This is a genomic window from Caballeronia sp. SEWSISQ10-4 2 (assembly GCF_030464885.1).
GTDB lineage: Bacteria > Pseudomonadota > Gammaproteobacteria > Burkholderiales > Burkholderiaceae > Caballeronia.
Genome location: NZ_JALPRJ010000057.1, coordinates 1 through 14,361, shown reverse-complemented (window position 1 = coordinate 14,361; position 14,361 = coordinate 1). Strand labels below are relative to the sequence as shown.

At 58.4% G+C, this 14,361-nt stretch carries 14 protein-coding genes and 1 pseudogene; 10 read left to right on the top strand and 5 right to left on the bottom strand.

The window, feature by feature from the left end:
- Positions 1 to 93: 93 nt before the first annotated feature.
- Together M0D69_RS30635 and M0D69_RS30630 are read left to right on the top strand one after the other, a co-directional pair.
- Positions 94 to 1,353, top strand: a complete 1,260-nt coding sequence (locus M0D69_RS30635; RefSeq protein ID WP_301785599.1) for an LVIVD repeat-containing protein — start codon at positions 94 to 96, stop codon at positions 1,351 to 1,353.
- A 548-nt stretch (positions 1,354 to 1,901) separates the two neighbouring features.
- Positions 1,902 to 3,136: pseudogene (locus tag M0D69_RS30630) on the top strand (IS110 family transposase).
- 309 nt (positions 3,137 to 3,445) lie between these two features.
- Here M0D69_RS30630 and M0D69_RS30625 read toward each other — a convergent pair.
- Positions 3,446 to 4,219 (bottom strand): slipin family protein, encoded by a 774-nt coding sequence (locus tag M0D69_RS30625; RefSeq protein WP_301785598.1) that lies wholly within the window; start codon positions 4,217 to 4,219, stop codon positions 3,446 to 3,448.
- The gene (locus M0D69_RS30620) at positions 4,219 to 5,568 is read right to left on the bottom strand and encodes a nodulation protein NfeD (protein ID WP_301785635.1); all 1,350 of its coding nucleotides are present in this window, start codon (positions 5,566 to 5,568) and stop codon (positions 4,219 to 4,221) included. Before M0D69_RS30620 ends, M0D69_RS30625 begins: the two co-directional genes overlap by 1 nt.
- 378 nt (positions 5,569 to 5,946) lie before the next feature.
- Between M0D69_RS30620 and M0D69_RS30615 the strand changes: the two genes are divergently transcribed.
- Positions 5,947 to 6,450, top strand: a complete 504-nt coding sequence (locus tag M0D69_RS30615) for a hypothetical protein (RefSeq protein ID WP_301785597.1) — start codon at positions 5,947 to 5,949, stop codon at positions 6,448 to 6,450.
- 171 nt (positions 6,451 to 6,621) lie between these two features.
- Here M0D69_RS30615 and M0D69_RS30610 read toward each other — a convergent pair whose 3' ends face one another.
- On the bottom strand, positions 6,622 to 7,176 hold the full coding sequence (locus M0D69_RS30610) for a lysozyme inhibitor LprI family protein (RefSeq protein ID WP_301785596.1): 555 nt from the start codon (positions 7,174 to 7,176) through the stop codon (positions 6,622 to 6,624).
- Positions 7,177 to 7,613: 437 nt separating this feature from the next.
- Between M0D69_RS30610 and M0D69_RS30605 the strand changes: the two genes are divergently transcribed.
- The 4 genes from M0D69_RS30605 (at position 7,614) to M0D69_RS30590 (ending at position 11,201) form a co-directional block, all read left to right on the top strand.
- The gene (locus tag M0D69_RS30605; RefSeq protein WP_301785595.1) at positions 7,614 to 7,808 is read left to right on the top strand and encodes a hypothetical protein; all 195 of its coding nucleotides are present in this window, start codon (positions 7,614 to 7,616) and stop codon (positions 7,806 to 7,808) included.
- Between the two features lie 282 nt (positions 7,809 to 8,090).
- Positions 8,091 to 9,311 (top strand): HD-GYP domain-containing protein, encoded by a 1,221-nt coding sequence (locus M0D69_RS30600; RefSeq protein ID WP_301785594.1) that lies wholly within the window; start codon positions 8,091 to 8,093, stop codon positions 9,309 to 9,311.
- A 135-nt stretch (positions 9,312 to 9,446) separates the two neighbouring features.
- The gene (locus tag M0D69_RS30595; RefSeq protein ID WP_301785593.1) at positions 9,447 to 10,001 is read left to right on the top strand and encodes an ATP-dependent Clp protease proteolytic subunit; all 555 of its coding nucleotides are present in this window, start codon (positions 9,447 to 9,449) and stop codon (positions 9,999 to 10,001) included.
- Positions 10,002 to 10,973: 972 nt separating this feature from the next.
- Positions 10,974 to 11,201, top strand: coding sequence for a hypothetical protein (locus M0D69_RS30590; RefSeq protein WP_301785592.1), 228 nt, complete (start codon positions 10,974 to 10,976; stop codon positions 11,199 to 11,201).
- Between the two features lie 58 nt (positions 11,202 to 11,259).
- Here M0D69_RS30590 and M0D69_RS30585 read toward each other — a convergent pair whose 3' ends face one another.
- Positions 11,260 to 11,520 carry a hypothetical protein gene (locus M0D69_RS30585; RefSeq protein WP_301785591.1) on the bottom strand — a complete coding sequence of 87 codons (261 nt, stop codon included), beginning with the start codon at positions 11,518 to 11,520 and terminating at the stop codon, positions 11,260 to 11,262.
- A 479-nt stretch (positions 11,521 to 11,999) separates the two neighbouring features.
- Here M0D69_RS30585 and M0D69_RS30580 point away from each other — a divergent pair, with 479 nt between their 5' ends.
- Both M0D69_RS30580 and M0D69_RS43895 read left to right on the top strand, forming a co-directional pair.
- On the top strand, positions 12,000 to 12,701 hold the full coding sequence (locus M0D69_RS30580; RefSeq protein WP_301785590.1) for a hypothetical protein: 702 nt from the start codon (positions 12,000 to 12,002) through the stop codon (positions 12,699 to 12,701).
- Between the two features lie 210 nt (positions 12,702 to 12,911).
- Entirely contained in the window at positions 12,912 to 13,298 is a 387-nt protein-coding gene (locus tag M0D69_RS43895; RefSeq protein WP_367619777.1) for a DUF6726 family protein, read from the top strand.
- Here the strand turns inward: M0D69_RS43895 and M0D69_RS30570 are convergent.
- Positions 13,228 to 13,434, bottom strand: a complete 207-nt coding sequence (locus M0D69_RS30570) for a hypothetical protein (protein WP_301785637.1) — start codon at positions 13,432 to 13,434, stop codon at positions 13,228 to 13,230. The two genes, M0D69_RS43895 and M0D69_RS30570, sit on opposite strands and share 71 nt — an antisense overlap.
- On the opposite strand from M0D69_RS30570, the gene M0D69_RS30565 reads away from it, so the two are divergent.
- Positions 13,424 to 14,104 carry a flagellar basal body L-ring protein FlgH gene (locus M0D69_RS30565; RefSeq protein WP_301785634.1) on the top strand — a complete coding sequence of 227 codons (681 nt, stop codon included), beginning with the start codon at positions 13,424 to 13,426 and terminating at the stop codon, positions 14,102 to 14,104. The genes M0D69_RS30570 and M0D69_RS30565 overlap by 11 nt on opposite strands.
- Positions 14,105 to 14,361: the final 257 nt, after the last annotated feature.

The following is a 14,361-nucleotide window of genomic DNA, read 5'->3' as shown; positions in this document are numbered from 1 at the left end:
TGGTAGTCCGTATCGGATACCGATGCTCCGTGTGCTCATGCGCGAGCAGCGTGTATCCAGGAACAGCAGAACTCTTGAACTCATGATCCAGCTATGACTGACACTCAATTACCTGTTCCCGATTTTGCTCGCAATATGCGATTGATTGGCCATAGCGACCAAGGCGGCCGTGCTGACGGTGTGCAACTGATGGTGCATCGCGGGTACGCCTACATTGGTCACATGTTCTCGAAGGGCTTCAGTGTCGTGGATGTGCGCGACCCGCGCCGGCCCGCGACCGTCGCTTATGTGCCGGCACCGCCGAACACATGGAACATCCACTTGCAGACGCATGACAACCTGCTGCTTGTCATCAACGCCAAGGACATGTTCGCGGCTACCGAGTTCCAGGACGAGCGGGCGTACTATCAAGGCGCGCTCGGCAAGAAAGTCGGCACTGCGCAACGCTCGGCGGGCGTGCGCAACTGGCGCGCGGGCCTCGCGGTGTACGACATTTCGCGAGGCGATGCGCCGCGTGAGATCGGCTTTATGCCGGTCGAAGGCGGCGGCATCCACAGGGTTTGGTATACGGGCGGACGCTGGGCGTACGCGTCGGCGCTGCTCGACGGATTTTCAGATTACATCTTCATCACGATCGACATGTCGGACCCATGCCATCCACGCGAAGCGGGGCGTTTCTGGCTACCCGGCATGCATGTTGCCGCCGGCGAAACGCCATCATGGCCGGCGGAACGGCGCTACGGTTTGCATCATCCGATCGTGCACGGAGACACCGCTTATTGCGCATGGCGCGACGCAGGTCTTGTCATGCTCGACGTGGCCGACCGCAGCGCACCGAAGCTGATCGCGCACCGCAACTGGTCACCGCCGTTCGGCGGCGGCACGCACAACTGCCTGCCTTTGCCTGACCGCGATCTGCTGGTCATACTCGATGAGGCGGTACTCGATCATCAGGAGGACGGTGAAAAATTCATCTGGCTATTCGATGTCCGCGAGCCTTCCAATCCTGTGAGCATCTCGACGTTTCCCGGACCGCGCGAGACCGGGTACCGGCAGAAGCCCGGTCACTTCGGTCCGCACAACCTGCACGAGAACCGGCCGGGCAGCTTCGTCAGTTCTCAACTGATCTTTGCGACCTATCAGAACGCGGGCGTGCGAGCATTCGATGTCAGCGATCCGTATCGGCCAGTTGAGGTCGCGGCGTTTGTGCCGCCGCAGCCGGTACGCTTGATGGATCACCGTCCGAACCGGCCTAATGTCATCCAGTCTTCCGATGTATTCGTCGATGCAGAGGGGCTGGTTTACTCGACCGACTACAACGGCGGTCTCTACATTCTCGAGTTCCAGGCTTGAGGCGATTCAGGTCCTGAATGAACGTAACGACAAACCGAGGCGACATGTGAACGCGAACACGCTGCTGGATAGCGGCTGATGTGGTCCGGCGGGATCGTTTGGTTTTCATCCTGGGCATATCGACCTAGCGGATAGCGCGGGGTGTCCCTTGGGCACGTTCAGTCACTGGTGGCGAAGCGTGTGGGTATCGGTGTTCGGAGAAGGAGGGGTTCAAACACTATCGAGTCTGGCGAGCACCGTGCTATCAGGTGCCAAAAAGTGAGGCCTGCACGCTAGGGACACTAACTAGTTGTTCATCGTGCGAGCCCGTCCCCGGAGGATGAAACGGACTTGCGAGCGGCGTGTCGCCGCGCGATGGGATAAGCTAGTTTTGCAGCGGTAACGAGGTCGGCGTCGTGCTTGGTGCCCCGAGCCCGTTAACTAGTTGGACCCGCAGCCCTGCGCGCACCCCGGATTGTGACCACGGGTGATGACACCCGTGGAGCACGCTTACTAGAGTTCGATAACGGGGGTTGCTGCCGCTGCCATTGACTCTGGTAGGAGGTCCCATGCAGGTACTCTATCCACGCTGCGCCGGACTCGACGTGCACAAGGACACCATCGTGGCCTGTGTGCGCTGTGTTTCAGCGCCCGAACACCACGAGGTGCGAAGCTTCGAAAGCACCACCACCGGACTGCTGGCGCTGGCCGACTGGCTGGCCACGGGTGCACCCATGTGGCAATGGAAGCCACCGGGGTCTACTGGAAGCTGGTCTGGCACATCCTCGAGGGCCGCTTCGAGCTGGTGCTGGCCAACGCCCAGCATATCCGCAACGTGCCGGGTCGCAAGACCGACGTCAATGACGCGATGTGGATCGCCGATCTGCTCGCACACGGGCTGATCCGATCCAGCTTCGTGCCGCCAGCGGCGATTCAAGAGTTGCGCGATCTGACGCGCACGCGCAAACAACTCGTGCGCGAGATCTCCCAGCACAGCCTGCGCATCCAGAAGGTACTCGAGGACGCCAACCTCAAGCTAGGCAGCGTGCTGTCCGATGTTCTGGGCTGCAGCGGGCGCGCCATGCTCAAGGCCATCGTCGCCGGCGAAGACAACCCCGAACGGCTGGCCGCGCTGGCCCAGGGCACCGCGCGCAAAAAGAACGCAGAATTGCGCGAGGCGCTGCGCGGGCGCATTACCGACCATCACCGCACGATGCTCAAGCTGCACCTGGACATCATCGGCGCACTGGAGCACACGCTGGCAGAGTTGGATGCCGCAGTGGGAAAAGCGCTGGCGCCGATCCAACAGCGCGCCCGCCTGCTGACCACCATGCCCGGGGTTAGCAACTTGACCGCACAGGTCCTGTTGGCGGAGATCGGCGTCGACATGACGCGTTTCCCGGATGCCGGTCACTTGGTGTCCTGGGCCGGCTTGTGCCCGCGCAATGACGAAAGCGCCGGCAAACGCCGCAGCACGCGTGTGCGCAAGAGCGGCACCTGGCTAAAGACGGCACTGGTCACTGCCGCCTGGGCGGCGGTGCGTGTCAGGACCAGCTACCTGCACGCCCAGTTCCTGCGCATCAAGGCCCGGCGCGGCGCGAAAAAGGCCATCCTGGCAGTGGCGGCCTCGATGCTCACGGCCGCGTACCACATGCTGCGCGACGGCGTCGAATACGCTGACCTGGGAGCTGACCACTTCAGCCACCACGACACTGGCAAAACTATCCAGCGTCTGCTCAAACGCCTGACCGACCTCGGCTGTCCGGTCCAACCCGTTGCCCTCAAGGGGAGCGTTTCTTACTAGCCGATTGTTGGGAGGCGTTTTCTTTGCTTCTGTTTCTTTTTCGCCGCGTTGGAAAAAGAAATGAAGTGCCGCCACGCACAGTGGCTAACAGTGATAAAGAAATCAGCTAACTCACGCAGACCGCTAAGGCCGAAAGCAGCAACCCGGCATTGACCCCGACCATTACGCCCGAAAACCCCGTGCAACCCAGCATCCCCCGAGCACTAACCCAAAAAACCCGCATCCCACCGACCGCCCTTAGACAAAATCACCAGCTCCCCGGCGATTAATACGAGGCCTAAGCGTGTCGTCAACGCACTACCAAGACCTTCAAGTTTGAGGCGGCCCCTTGAGCCGCTCAAGAAGCGAACTGATCAAATCGATAGGCATCGGAAAAACGATGGTTGAATTCTTGTCGCCGGCGATCGTCGTCAATGTTTGCAGATAGCGCAGTTGCATGGCTTGCGGTGCTTGCGCAAGCATTTGCGCTGCCTGCAGCAGTTTTTCCGATGCTTGCAGTTCGCCTTCCGCGTGGATGATCTTGGCGCGCCGTTCACGCTCCGCTTCGGCTTGCCGGGCGATTGCCCGCACCATGGTCTCGTTCAGGTCGACGTCCTTGATCTCGACGTTCGACACCTTGATGCCCCATGCATCGGTCTGCGCATCGAGTACCTTTTGAATGTCCGTGTTGAGACGTTCGCGTTCCGCAAGCAGCTCATCAAGTTCATGCTTGCCGAGAATCGCGCGCAAGGTCGTTTGCGACAACTGGCTGGTCGCGTCCAGAAAGCGAGCGACTTGAATCACAGCCTTCTCCGGATCGACTACGCGAAAGTAGACAACCGCATTCACTTTCACGGACACGTTGTCCCGAGTGATGACGTCCTGCGGAGGCACGTCGAAGACCACGGTACGCAAATCCATTCTCACTACTTGCTGTACCGCTGGAATGATGAGGACGAGACCCGGCCCCTTGACCTTCCAGAAGCGGCCGAGCATGAAGACGACGCCGCGTTCGTATTCACGAAAGATGCGTATCGATGAGAACACGATGAGAATGACAAGCGCAAGCAAGATACCGCTGAAGCCAAACGTAAAACCGGCCATTATTTTTCTCCTTGTTTTACCTCGTCCAGCCGCGCCACGGTCAGCATGAGACCGTGACGTCCGAGAACACGCACCCGTTCCCCGCGCGCGAGCAGTGCAGGGGCTTCGTGGCAACACACACGCCATCGTTCTCCGTGCACGCGAGCCCAGCCGCTGTCGCTTGGCGGCATGTCTTCCAGCATCTCACCGATGCTGCCGAGCATCGCCTCCGCGCCACTCACAACAGGACGCCGGCGTGCCCGCAGCGCGATGCTCGAAACGACAAACACAAACAGCACCGTGGCGACGGTCAGGCCGATCACTAGCGAGACTGGAATGCCGTAGCCGGGAACATCGGTATGGAACAGCATGAGCGCGCCGATCGCGAACGCGACAATGCCGCCGAAGCCGAGCGTGCCGAACGTCGGCAAAAAAATCTCCGCAACGAGAAAGGCGATGCCAAGCAAAATCAGGCCGAGCCCGGCAAAGTCGACAGGCAGCAACTGCAACGCAAATAAACCCAGCATCAGGCTGATTGCGCCCGCGACGCCGGGCAACGCAAGCCCGGGATTCGCAAACTCGAAGAACAGCCCGTACATGCCAATCGTAACGAGAATGAGCGCCACGCTTGGGTCGGTGATGGTCGCGAGAAAGCGGCTGCGCCAGTCAGGCAGGATCGGCTCGACCACAGCGCCGGACGTGGCGAGTACATGATCGCCCGTAATCGTACGTACATGCCGGCCGTTGAGCTTCGTGAGCAGGTCGGGTACATCGGACGCGTTCAGGTCGATCACGTTCTGCGCGAGCGCTTCGCTGGCCGAGAGACTGACCGCTTCGCGAACGGCACGTTCACCCCATTGCGCGTTGCGGCCGCGCAGTTGCGCGAGGCCGCGTATGTAGGCCGCGGCGTCCTGCACCTGCTTGGTGGTCTCGGTGGATGCCGTGCTCGGGCCAGAAGAAGCCGATGCGCCCGAGTCTGTCTTCGCCTGACCGGGTTCCGCCGATGATGGTTCCGTGGACCCGCCCGCGCTGATACGGATCGGCGTGGCGGCGCCAAGATTAGTGCCCGGCGCCATTGCCGCAATGTGACTTGCATAGACGATATACGTGCCCGCACTGGCCGCCCGTGCGCCTCCCGGAGCGATGAACGCCGCAACGGGAACGGGTGACGAGAGGATGGCTTTGATGATCGACCGCATCGACGGGTCGAGCCCGCCGGGCGTATCGATTTCGAGAACGGCGAGTTGAGCGTGTTCTTCAGCCGCGCGAGAAAGCGCGCGAACGACAAAGTCGGCGCTTGCGGGACCGACAGCGCCGTTGAGCGGAATGACCACGACGGCAGGGCTTGCAGCCGCGGCGCTGCAGAGCATCAATGCTGCTAGAAACGCCACCGCTTTGCGCAACAGGAACCCCGCTGTGCCGGAAAGCTCGCGCACGGCATCCGGGTGAAGCAAGCGAGACGAATAGCGGTCCATCACGGTAAGAGCGGCGTCTTTTGCGGACAGGGTGGCGCCGGCTCAACAAAGGTTGCCTGATATAAAGCTTATGCCAAATTAAGCGTTTACCAAGTTTGCCCGCTCTAAGGATTTCCACGATAAACCCACGCCATTTCCGGGAGATGTCTCGTACAGCGTGTTTCGCGCGATGCGGGAATATTTGCGCGGGTTCGACCGTTTAATCCTTGTATCCCGACGCGATTGGCGAACGACCATGGCTGCGACACGAGCACGCGCCAATAGACCGGGTTCATGCAGGAGGCGATGATGCGTCAGTTACTTCGGTTGGGAATAGTGCTTGCCGCCATGGGTTTTGCTGCGCCTGTGCTTGCACAAGCGTACGACGATTCAGTCGCGGCGAACGTCGACCCTGGAACCAATTGCCGGGCGGTGGCAGGGCAGGCGGAGATAGATGGTTCGATGCAGCAGGTTGTTGGACGGGCATGCCTGCAAAGCGACGGTACATGGCAGATCGTGCAAAGCCCTGACGGAAGCGTGCTTATGTACCCGGTCGCGGTCTATCCCTATCCCGATCCCTGGTATTGGGGGCCACCTCTTTACTTCGGTGCGGGCGTGAGTTTTATCTTCGTGGATCACTTCCACCACTTTTCTCATTTCCACCATTTTCATCAAATGGATCATGTGCGCGTCGGTGGGCCAATTGGCTCGGGCTTTCACGGCGAGCGACCACGATTTAGCGGTGGCATGGGCGGCATGGGTGGTATGCACACGTTCGGAGGAATGCACCGGCGCTAGAGCCAGGTCAATCGTCTATTCGCGGCTGCAAGAACCCGGCTTGGGAAATACGCGCACCAAGCCGCGATGACCTGGGCGAGTATTGAAATTATTAAATAATGGACTGGCCGAAAACGGGATGAATAAGACGCCACCTCGTTTTCGACACTGTCACCCAGGCGAGGTGGCCGCTCACTGAAGGGCGACCTTAGGCAATTTCGATTCGTCAAGCACGGCTACTCCGCAGAACCAGTCGCCTCCATGGACATCGTATTTCCAGCGCATGTTGGCTTTCATCAGCGATCTGCAGTGATCAAGCGAAATCATGCCCGGCTGCGCGACGGTGCATTGACCGATCGCGATCGTGGGCTCCGGCAGCGCTTGCTCAGAGGCCGTGCGAACCGGTGAGGGCTTCGAGATGGATTGCAGATCATCGACCAGCCGTCGAAGCTCTTCTATCCGGCCGGAATACCATGTTGTCAGGCACGTTTCGTCCGTACAGTGCATCTCTCGCCAAGTCCATTTGGCGTCGCTGTCCGTGCGGAACGAACGTGTGTCGGCAACCGCGCGGCGCGCTTTCCAATAGAGCTTTCCGAGCTCGTCGTCGAGCTTCGATAAATCGGGGTTGTGGCAAATCAGCTTTTCAGCGGCTGAGCGACCAAGCTTGCAATCGAAGCTGGTCGCGTGGGCGGCAAGCGGACTGCTTAACAGAATCACAGTGATCAGAGCGGTCTTGAAGAGGGTCATTGTTGTCACGAGAAGAATGGGCCTTTCACTCATACTCGGCTGGATCCGGTGCCCGGGATGCGCAGATAAGAAGCAGGGTTCGGCCTGGCCTTACGAAATATTTCTCGCGAATCAGGCTGTCGCCCAAAGAAAGATGCAAGGGTGTGTTCAGGTGTGTTTTTTCGCACGCTGCAGGACCGTCGCTAGTATCCTCACGTGCCGCGCTAGTGGGCCTTTACATAAAGCTTTCACGGTCGCTTGGCAACGCTGGATTGCGATATCGGGCGAGCGGTAATCTCCGGTAAGGAGTCTGGAAAATCTTGCGATCATTCTTTAATGATCACGAGCCGTTACGCGCGATCATTCAATGTCCAAACAAGCTTGGCGACGTGGCGCACGCTCGATCCTGCCCTGAGCTTGCCTCGATCCCGTCGTCTCTATTGAAAGGGAGCCTGACCATGAAAGTGACCAGTCAAGTGCCTACGGAACCCATTGCACCGACGCGCATCCGCCCGACCGGTACAAGCACAGGCAGGGCAACCGGCGAAGGCGCTAATAAACCGGCTTCGTCGTCGCTGCCTGCTGAGGAAACCTCCCCTACGGCGTTGCCGTCGTCCGGCCTGGTCGGTACGCGCATTAACACCAGCGCATGACCTGATAGTCGAATTTTCCCTATCCAGGACATTTACGGCGGGGCCTCGGTCCTGAAGATGCAATAGGTTCCAGTCGCCTGGAGCGAGTCGTGTAGATTGTCACTATCATCGAGGGCAACGGGCTTAAGGCCTATGCTCTCGCGTTGGCAAGCAAGGTATCGAGTGAAAGAAATCAAGGATCTGATTAGTGCATTGGTGGAGCGCGTGCATGTGGGTCGAAGCTGATGGTGTTGTTGCTTATCCCCTCACCAGTTCCAAAACATGGCTCATCGGAGTTGGCTTATGTTGAAAACGGTCGCAGCCTCATCATTGCGTCCTGGCATGTTCCTGCACAGTCTGGATCGGCGCTGGATCGATCACCCGTTCTGGAAGAACTCGTTCTTGCTCACAGCCGGTGATATCGAGAAGATCGTCTCAAGCGGAATTACGTCGATTGTGATCGATACGGACAGAGGCCTGGAGTGCGCCGAGGACTCCCTGGATCCGGTCGAGTCCGGCGGGGAGGCCGAGGACGATCATCTACCCGTTGCGACACGCTCGCAAACATCGCGAAAACCGATCGGCAAGGAAATCGAACACGCGAAGCGTTTGTTTGAATCGGCGTCCAATGAGATGAAGCTGGTGTTTCAGCAAGCCCGCATGGGGAAGGTGGTCGCCGGCAGCACCATGATGCCCCTGGTCGAGACTATTGCCGCATCCGTCATGCGTAACCCGCATGCATTGATCAGCGTGGCGCGCCTCAAACACCACGATGGTTACACGTACATGCATTCTGTCGCCGTATGCGCGTTGATGACGGCGCTGGCGCGCGAACTCGGTTTTGATGAACCGGACGTCCTCGAGGCCGGCGTGGCCGGCTTGCTGCATGACCTGGGCAAGGCGCTCATGCCACTCGCCGTGCTTAACAAGCCGGGAAAACTAAGCACCGAAGAATTCGAGGTTGCAAAGAAGCATGCCTACGATGGCTGGAAAATGCTGCAGTCAGCCGATGTCACTGCGGGCGTGCTGGAGGTTGCGCTACACCACCACGAAAAGATCAATGGCCTAGGCTACCCGGATGGACTCGCGGACAAGGCTATCCCCTTGCTTGCGCGGATGGGTGCGGTTTGCGACGTGTATGACGCCGTCACGTCCGATCGCCCGTATAAATCGTCCTGGCATCCGACTCAGGCGCTGCGCAGCATGGCTTCGTGGGAAGGGCAGTTCGACAAGACCATTCTCGCGGCTTTTATCAGCACGGTCGGCATCTACCCTGTGGGCGCGGTGGTTCGGCTGGAATCCGGCTTTCTTGCTGTCGTGCTCGATCAGGGCAGTGGATCCATCCTGACGCCAATCGTCAAGATGTTCTTTTCGTGCAAGTCGAACCAACCTGTTTTGCCTCAGGTCGTGGACCTGAAGAAAATTAAAGGTGCGGACCGGATAGTGGCAATCGAAGACCCCAGGCTGTGGAATCTTCCACCAGTCGACGACCTTTGGTTGAATCAGGCAGCCCCCTTTATTTGAGCGGCACCTGTTGCGCCTTGGCGCCCTCGCATCGTCTTACCGAACTCATCCGGGCTGCACCCGCCTCCTCGCGCGGAAGCTCAAGCGGGCCATTGAGCCGCTACTATTTCAACGTGACCATGCAAGGGCAATTTCGTGGGTGATTTATTCTTGAACTACCAGGCGCCGATCAACGAACCGAGCATCAATAATCTTCACACGCTGCTCACGATCGTTTTGACCCGGCCGGCACCTCCCACGTCCATCACCGTGCTGATGAATTCGTTGGGTGGACAGGTGCACGCGGGCATCGCGTCATATTCCTTCATCAAGGCGCTTCCCGCGCCGATCAACTTCATCAACGTTGGAAACGTCGACTCGATCGCGAGCATTGTGTTCCTTGCAGGCGCGAGACGCATCGCCGTGCCTAGCGCGACCTTCTATCTTCATAGCAGCAATCGCACCTTCAACGGACCGCAAGGCATTGCCGCAGTCGAGGAAGCACTAAGCTCGCTAAGGTCAGATAACGAGCGCATGGCGACGATCATTGCTCAGGAAACGTCGATTGAGAAAACGAACATAGGCGGGATTTTTCTCCACGGCCGCACGATGAACGCAGATGAGGCGAAGACTCATGGACTGATTCACGAAATCAGGGCGCTTGCCATGCCTGCCGGCTCGGAAGTGATGCAGGTAGCTGCCGCTTATTAGAGTGTCGGCGCACCGCCTATATTTAACGAACACGGCGCGCTAAAGGACCCTTGAGAGCCTTGTTGCCTTTGCGCGGTCAACCGGGTAATGCCCTGTAAGCAGATGGCATCTACAGCCCGTAATTGCCGAAATGCCCCTCCCCAAACCGCTCTAATCTCTCTGTGCGTGCATGGAGTCCAGAGGCATGGACTCCCCAGACGCACTCGATATTTATCAATGGAAGCTGCGTCAGGCACGTCGTAATTCCAGCCGGTCCGACCCGCAGCAACGACGTTTGAGGGAGAAAAATCTTGCGGCGCTGTATTTTCATCGCGATGCTCTTTTGCATACTCAATCTTCAAGCGTGCGCCACTTCGGTGGAAACGTTCGCGCTGGGCGGACTTTTCGGTGCGGTGGCAGGCGTGTCGGCCCTCGTATGCTCGGTCGGATGTAAATGACTCGCGCCACGAAACGGGCGGCCGGGGTTCGCGACATTCCCAGGCGGAAAGCAGCCACTGCTCTGCAAGACGTTCGGTATGCCAATCAAGGCATGAGGAATGTCACTCTCTTCCTTTCGCCGCCCGCACAGTTCGAATCGTCACCGGATAACGGTGTTACGCACATCAGTCAGCGAACGGCGGCAATCGAATCAGCCCACGGATTGACCGAAACAATGATAGAGCGGCTCCTGAAGCATAACGATGTCGTATTGCTCATGGAGTGCGGTCAAAGGATGCGCCGCGTCCCTTATCGCGGCAAGCAGCGTCGTAGCGACGTACTGCGCTTTCTAAGAATAGCGGGACCGCAAGCACGAGCGCTCGTTTATAGCCACCAAGCTGATGAGGGCCCTGTCTGGATCGACGTGATGTCGGGTGAAGTCACCGCCCGGTAGTGGAGCGCCAACGTCTCCCTGCGTTTCCTGTGCCGCTTGCAGGTGCGACGGAAAGTAGCGCCAGCTAGCGCCGTTTTAACTGCGGTAAGGACACGTTGTTAATGATTCTGTATTTTATGAACCAGCGGGATGCCGTCAGGCATCTCGTGGAAATCAGGCGTGACGCTTTAGCCAATCCGAGTTCGGAAGTCATCGTTAAAACGCATTTGCATGACAGTCCCGGTGTTGAAGGCGTGGAACGCGTTCTCCTCGACGTGAGGGCTGCCCGTACTGCGTATTTCGTGGAGTGCGGTTCGAAGACAGGGGATCGGATCGTCTTTATTACCTGATCACCGCGCACGACACCCCGTTGATTGCGGGGTGCCGGAGGTTCACAAGTGAGCTTGTTCACGCCGCTTCGAATCGCCACTCCTCAAAGCTCCTCAACTCCCCGGTCTGAACGTCGACCCACAACATCTCTCCGTTGGACGAGTGGCTGAAGACCAACGCGCGAACCTCACGCTGGCTATCGAGGAATCCCAGTATTGCACGCAGCGTATGTTTCCCGCGATACCGGATTGCGCGACTTGATACACCCTGGCCGCTAACAAGCATGATGGGGTTGATGCGCACTTTGCAAGCAATCTCGCCTGTCGTAGAAAAATCCATTTCATCCTCCAAGTACGTTCAATACTCAGTGATAACGTCAGCGGTGCGAACAACATTAGGATACGAAAGGCCCGGTAAGAGAATGAGCAAAGGAGCTCAGATCGTCAGGCAAATAAGTCATCAATAGACCGATCTCTTGGCCGCATTCGCAATGTTCCAAGCTTAGACAATCCATAAAAAACCTGCACGGTTTACAAGCTGATACAGGGCGCGAAGTGATGCATCCGTTACCGTATATTTCATCGCGATTCCGGTCATCGCATAGCCCGCAAGGCGTGCTGGCACACAAGCGTGAATCGGCTTCTTACATCGTCTTTCCAACGCTACAGATTCCCGCCCGCCGGTCGATATGACGTCTGGGCGAACGACTCCGCGCGCTCGCCATTCAACTCTGCGCGGCACTGCGATTTTCGCTCGACGCAACCGATTCGGCATCGCGGAACAACCAACTGAGAGAAGCTATGGCACTCGACTCCAGCATGTCAGTTTCATCCTCGGATTTGCCCAATAGCACGGCGAAACCTCCTTCCAACAATGTACCCAGCGCACTTCCTGAGCGGTCGGCGGTGACGTCGTCGGCAAGTGGGGATACCTTGTTGGAGGCGCTCAAGCTAACCCTGCAGCGCTTGGGGCTCGACGCGAACGGGTTTCCGCCCACCAGCATCAGCCTCACTGACACGGACTCCTTGGGAGGCAGCTCGGGCACGGCGGACTCTCAGGCACGAGGGCAGGCGAACAGGAGCGCCGGTCAGCAGTTCCTTGTTGCGCTATACCAGGCGCTTGTCTTGCAGAATGCGATTGGTGGACCTGCTCAGCAAGAGGGCGACGCCGCGCCAACCGACGCAGTGACTTCCGCTTATGCCGATCTTGGCTCGTCCATACAAGAGCTTGCGAAGACTGTCCGGTCAACCTCTTCTGCCAATAGCAGTAGTCCCAGCGACACATGGGACTGGCAACTCGACGACGTACACCAGTCAACGCCCACCAGCGATCCGGGTTCCGCTGACAGCAGCGCGATAGCTGGCGCGGTCAGCACGCTGGACAACGCGTTGCAATCCTATGTAACGCCTGCGAGTGACACGGGAGAGGTGTCGCTTGCCGATGTTCTCGACGGTTTGGGTGCCGAGACTAAAGGCCTTAGCTGGAATCCGCTCGGGTTGCTGGTCGACGTGAAGATCTAGGATTGATGGCGATCCTGACTATGCGGTAAGTGCTCGTAAGGAGTCGAGAAAAGCGTGTGGTCATTCATTAATCAGCGCGAGCCGTAACGCGTGATCATTCGTTGTCGAAAGAGAATTCTAGCGACCCGGCATGCGTTCAAGTCCGCTCTGATGCTGCCTCGATCCCTTCATCTTTATTGAAAGCGAGTTTGATCATGAACGTCAACAGTTATGCCCCTGCGGAACGTGTTGCACCGACGCCGACGCGCCCTGCCGGCGGTAGCGCTGGCAATGCTGCCGGCAATAGCGCCAAGTCAGGCCCATCACTGCCGGTTGAGCCAACTCCTGCAGCGCCGCCTTCGAACGGCTTGGTTGGCACCCGCATCAACACCAGCGCATAACAAGGTAGTGGTCTCTTCTATGCTGAATTTTCGGTCTTACAAATCATACGCGCGGCTAGTCGCATGCCTGATAGCCGGCACGGTCGTATTGCCAATGGAAGGTTGCGGGTTGGCTGCGCTGCCGTGCCGGTTGGTGTCGGCCACGGTCAAGATTGTGCCAGGCGTGGGTAACGCGGTTGCCGCGCCGTTTGATACGTGCGCTGCTGCAATCGATTGATGATGGTTGAGCCACGGCTCGACATGACGAGCGCGCGAGTGGCGTTCAGTGGTAAGTCAGCAACTAAACGCTGGCCAGGATCACCATCGCGCAGTGCTTGAGCAACACCCTTAATCTGGCGATACATTGAAAACATGAACTCGTTAAAGTTTGTGATCCTGGCTAGCGGGTTGGTCTCATTGGCTGGATGCGTGGGCGACCAGAAGTCCATTGTCGATATGCCGACCTTCGCGCCGGTCGTGGTCTCGAGCCCTCTGAATATGGAAACAGGGGGGTCGATTTTCCAGGGCGGCAACACGCTCGCTTTTTACGAAACACCTCGCGCGCAACACGTGGGCGACGTGTTGACGATCCGTCTCGCCGAGTCGTATTCAGCCAATAACAGCGGCGATGCATCAGCTGACCGTGCAAGCGATATCACCGCGGAAGCCGCCGATAAGTCGACCAACGCGGCAGCAAAACTTGCCAAGCTGTTCAACGTAGGGTCCGCGAGCACGACGTTCAAGGGGAAGGGCGCCGTGTCGAACACCACGGGGATGACGGGCACGCTGGCAGTGTCGGTTATCGCGACCCTGCCCACCGGCAATCTGGTCATCGCAGGCGACAAGATCATCGCGATGAACTCGAACCGGGATCGCTTGCGGTTATCCGGTATCGTCAATCCTAAAGATATTGAAGTTGGCAACTACGTGTCGTCGAGCAAGGTCGCCAATGCGCGTATTGAGCAGGCGGGAGTCGGCATGCTTGCCGATGCGACGACACTGGGCTGGCTGCAGCGGATGTTTCTTAGCGTGCTGACATTCTGATCCGGAGAGGGTGCGCGGATTGGAACGTAAGGCGCGAGCGACGTTCTGGCGTCAGTCAATTTCCCTAAGTCGCTGTTGCGAAATTAGTTGAGTAGGTCGGGGGGCGCTCGCGCCGGTGGACGGGGTTTTGGGTTGGGCGGTTGGGGGTCGGTGCCGGGTTGGTGCTTTCTGCGTTAGTGGTCTGCGTGAATTAGCTGTGTTTTTTATCACTATTAGCCACTGTGCGTGGCGGCACGTCATTTCTTTTTCCAACGGCG

What these genes read in the sequence shown, in the direction of transcription:
- M0D69_RS30570 (WP_301785637.1), bottom strand. Translation starts at nt 13,434, where the DNA reads ATGTTTTCAATGTATCGCCAGATTAAGGGTGTTGCTCAAGCACTGCGC.
- M0D69_RS30585 (WP_301785591.1), bottom strand. Translation starts at nt 11,520, where the DNA reads ATGGATTTTTCTACGACAGGCGAGATTGCTTGCAAAGTGCGCATCAAC.
- M0D69_RS30605 (WP_301785595.1), top strand. Translation starts at nt 7,614, where the DNA reads ATGAAAGTGACCAGTCAAGTGCCTACGGAACCCATTGCACCGACGCGC.
- M0D69_RS30590 (WP_301785592.1), top strand. Translation starts at nt 10,974, where the DNA reads ATGATTCTGTATTTTATGAACCAGCGGGATGCCGTCAGGCATCTCGTG.
- M0D69_RS30610 (WP_301785596.1), bottom strand. Translation starts at nt 7,176, where the DNA reads ATGACCCTCTTCAAGACCGCTCTGATCACTGTGATTCTGTTAAGCAGT.
- M0D69_RS30600 (WP_301785594.1), top strand. Translation starts at nt 8,091, where the DNA reads ATGTTGAAAACGGTCGCAGCCTCATCATTGCGTCCTGGCATGTTCCTG.
- M0D69_RS30620 (WP_301785635.1), bottom strand. Translation starts at nt 5,568, where the DNA reads ATGCTCTGCAGCGCCGCGGCTGCAAGCCCTGCCGTCGTGGTCATTCCG.
- M0D69_RS30635 (WP_301785599.1), top strand. Translation starts at nt 94, where the DNA reads ATGACTGACACTCAATTACCTGTTCCCGATTTTGCTCGCAATATGCGA.
- M0D69_RS30625 (WP_301785598.1), bottom strand. Translation starts at nt 4,219, where the DNA reads ATGGCCGGTTTTACGTTTGGCTTCAGCGGTATCTTGCTTGCGCTTGTC.
- M0D69_RS30615 (WP_301785597.1), top strand. Translation starts at nt 5,947, where the DNA reads ATGCAGGAGGCGATGATGCGTCAGTTACTTCGGTTGGGAATAGTGCTT.
- M0D69_RS43895 (WP_367619777.1), top strand. Translation starts at nt 12,912, where the DNA reads ATGCCCCTGCGGAACGTGTTGCACCGACGCCGACGCGCCCTGCCGGCG.
- M0D69_RS30580 (WP_301785590.1), top strand. Translation starts at nt 12,000, where the DNA reads ATGTCAGTTTCATCCTCGGATTTGCCCAATAGCACGGCGAAACCTCCT.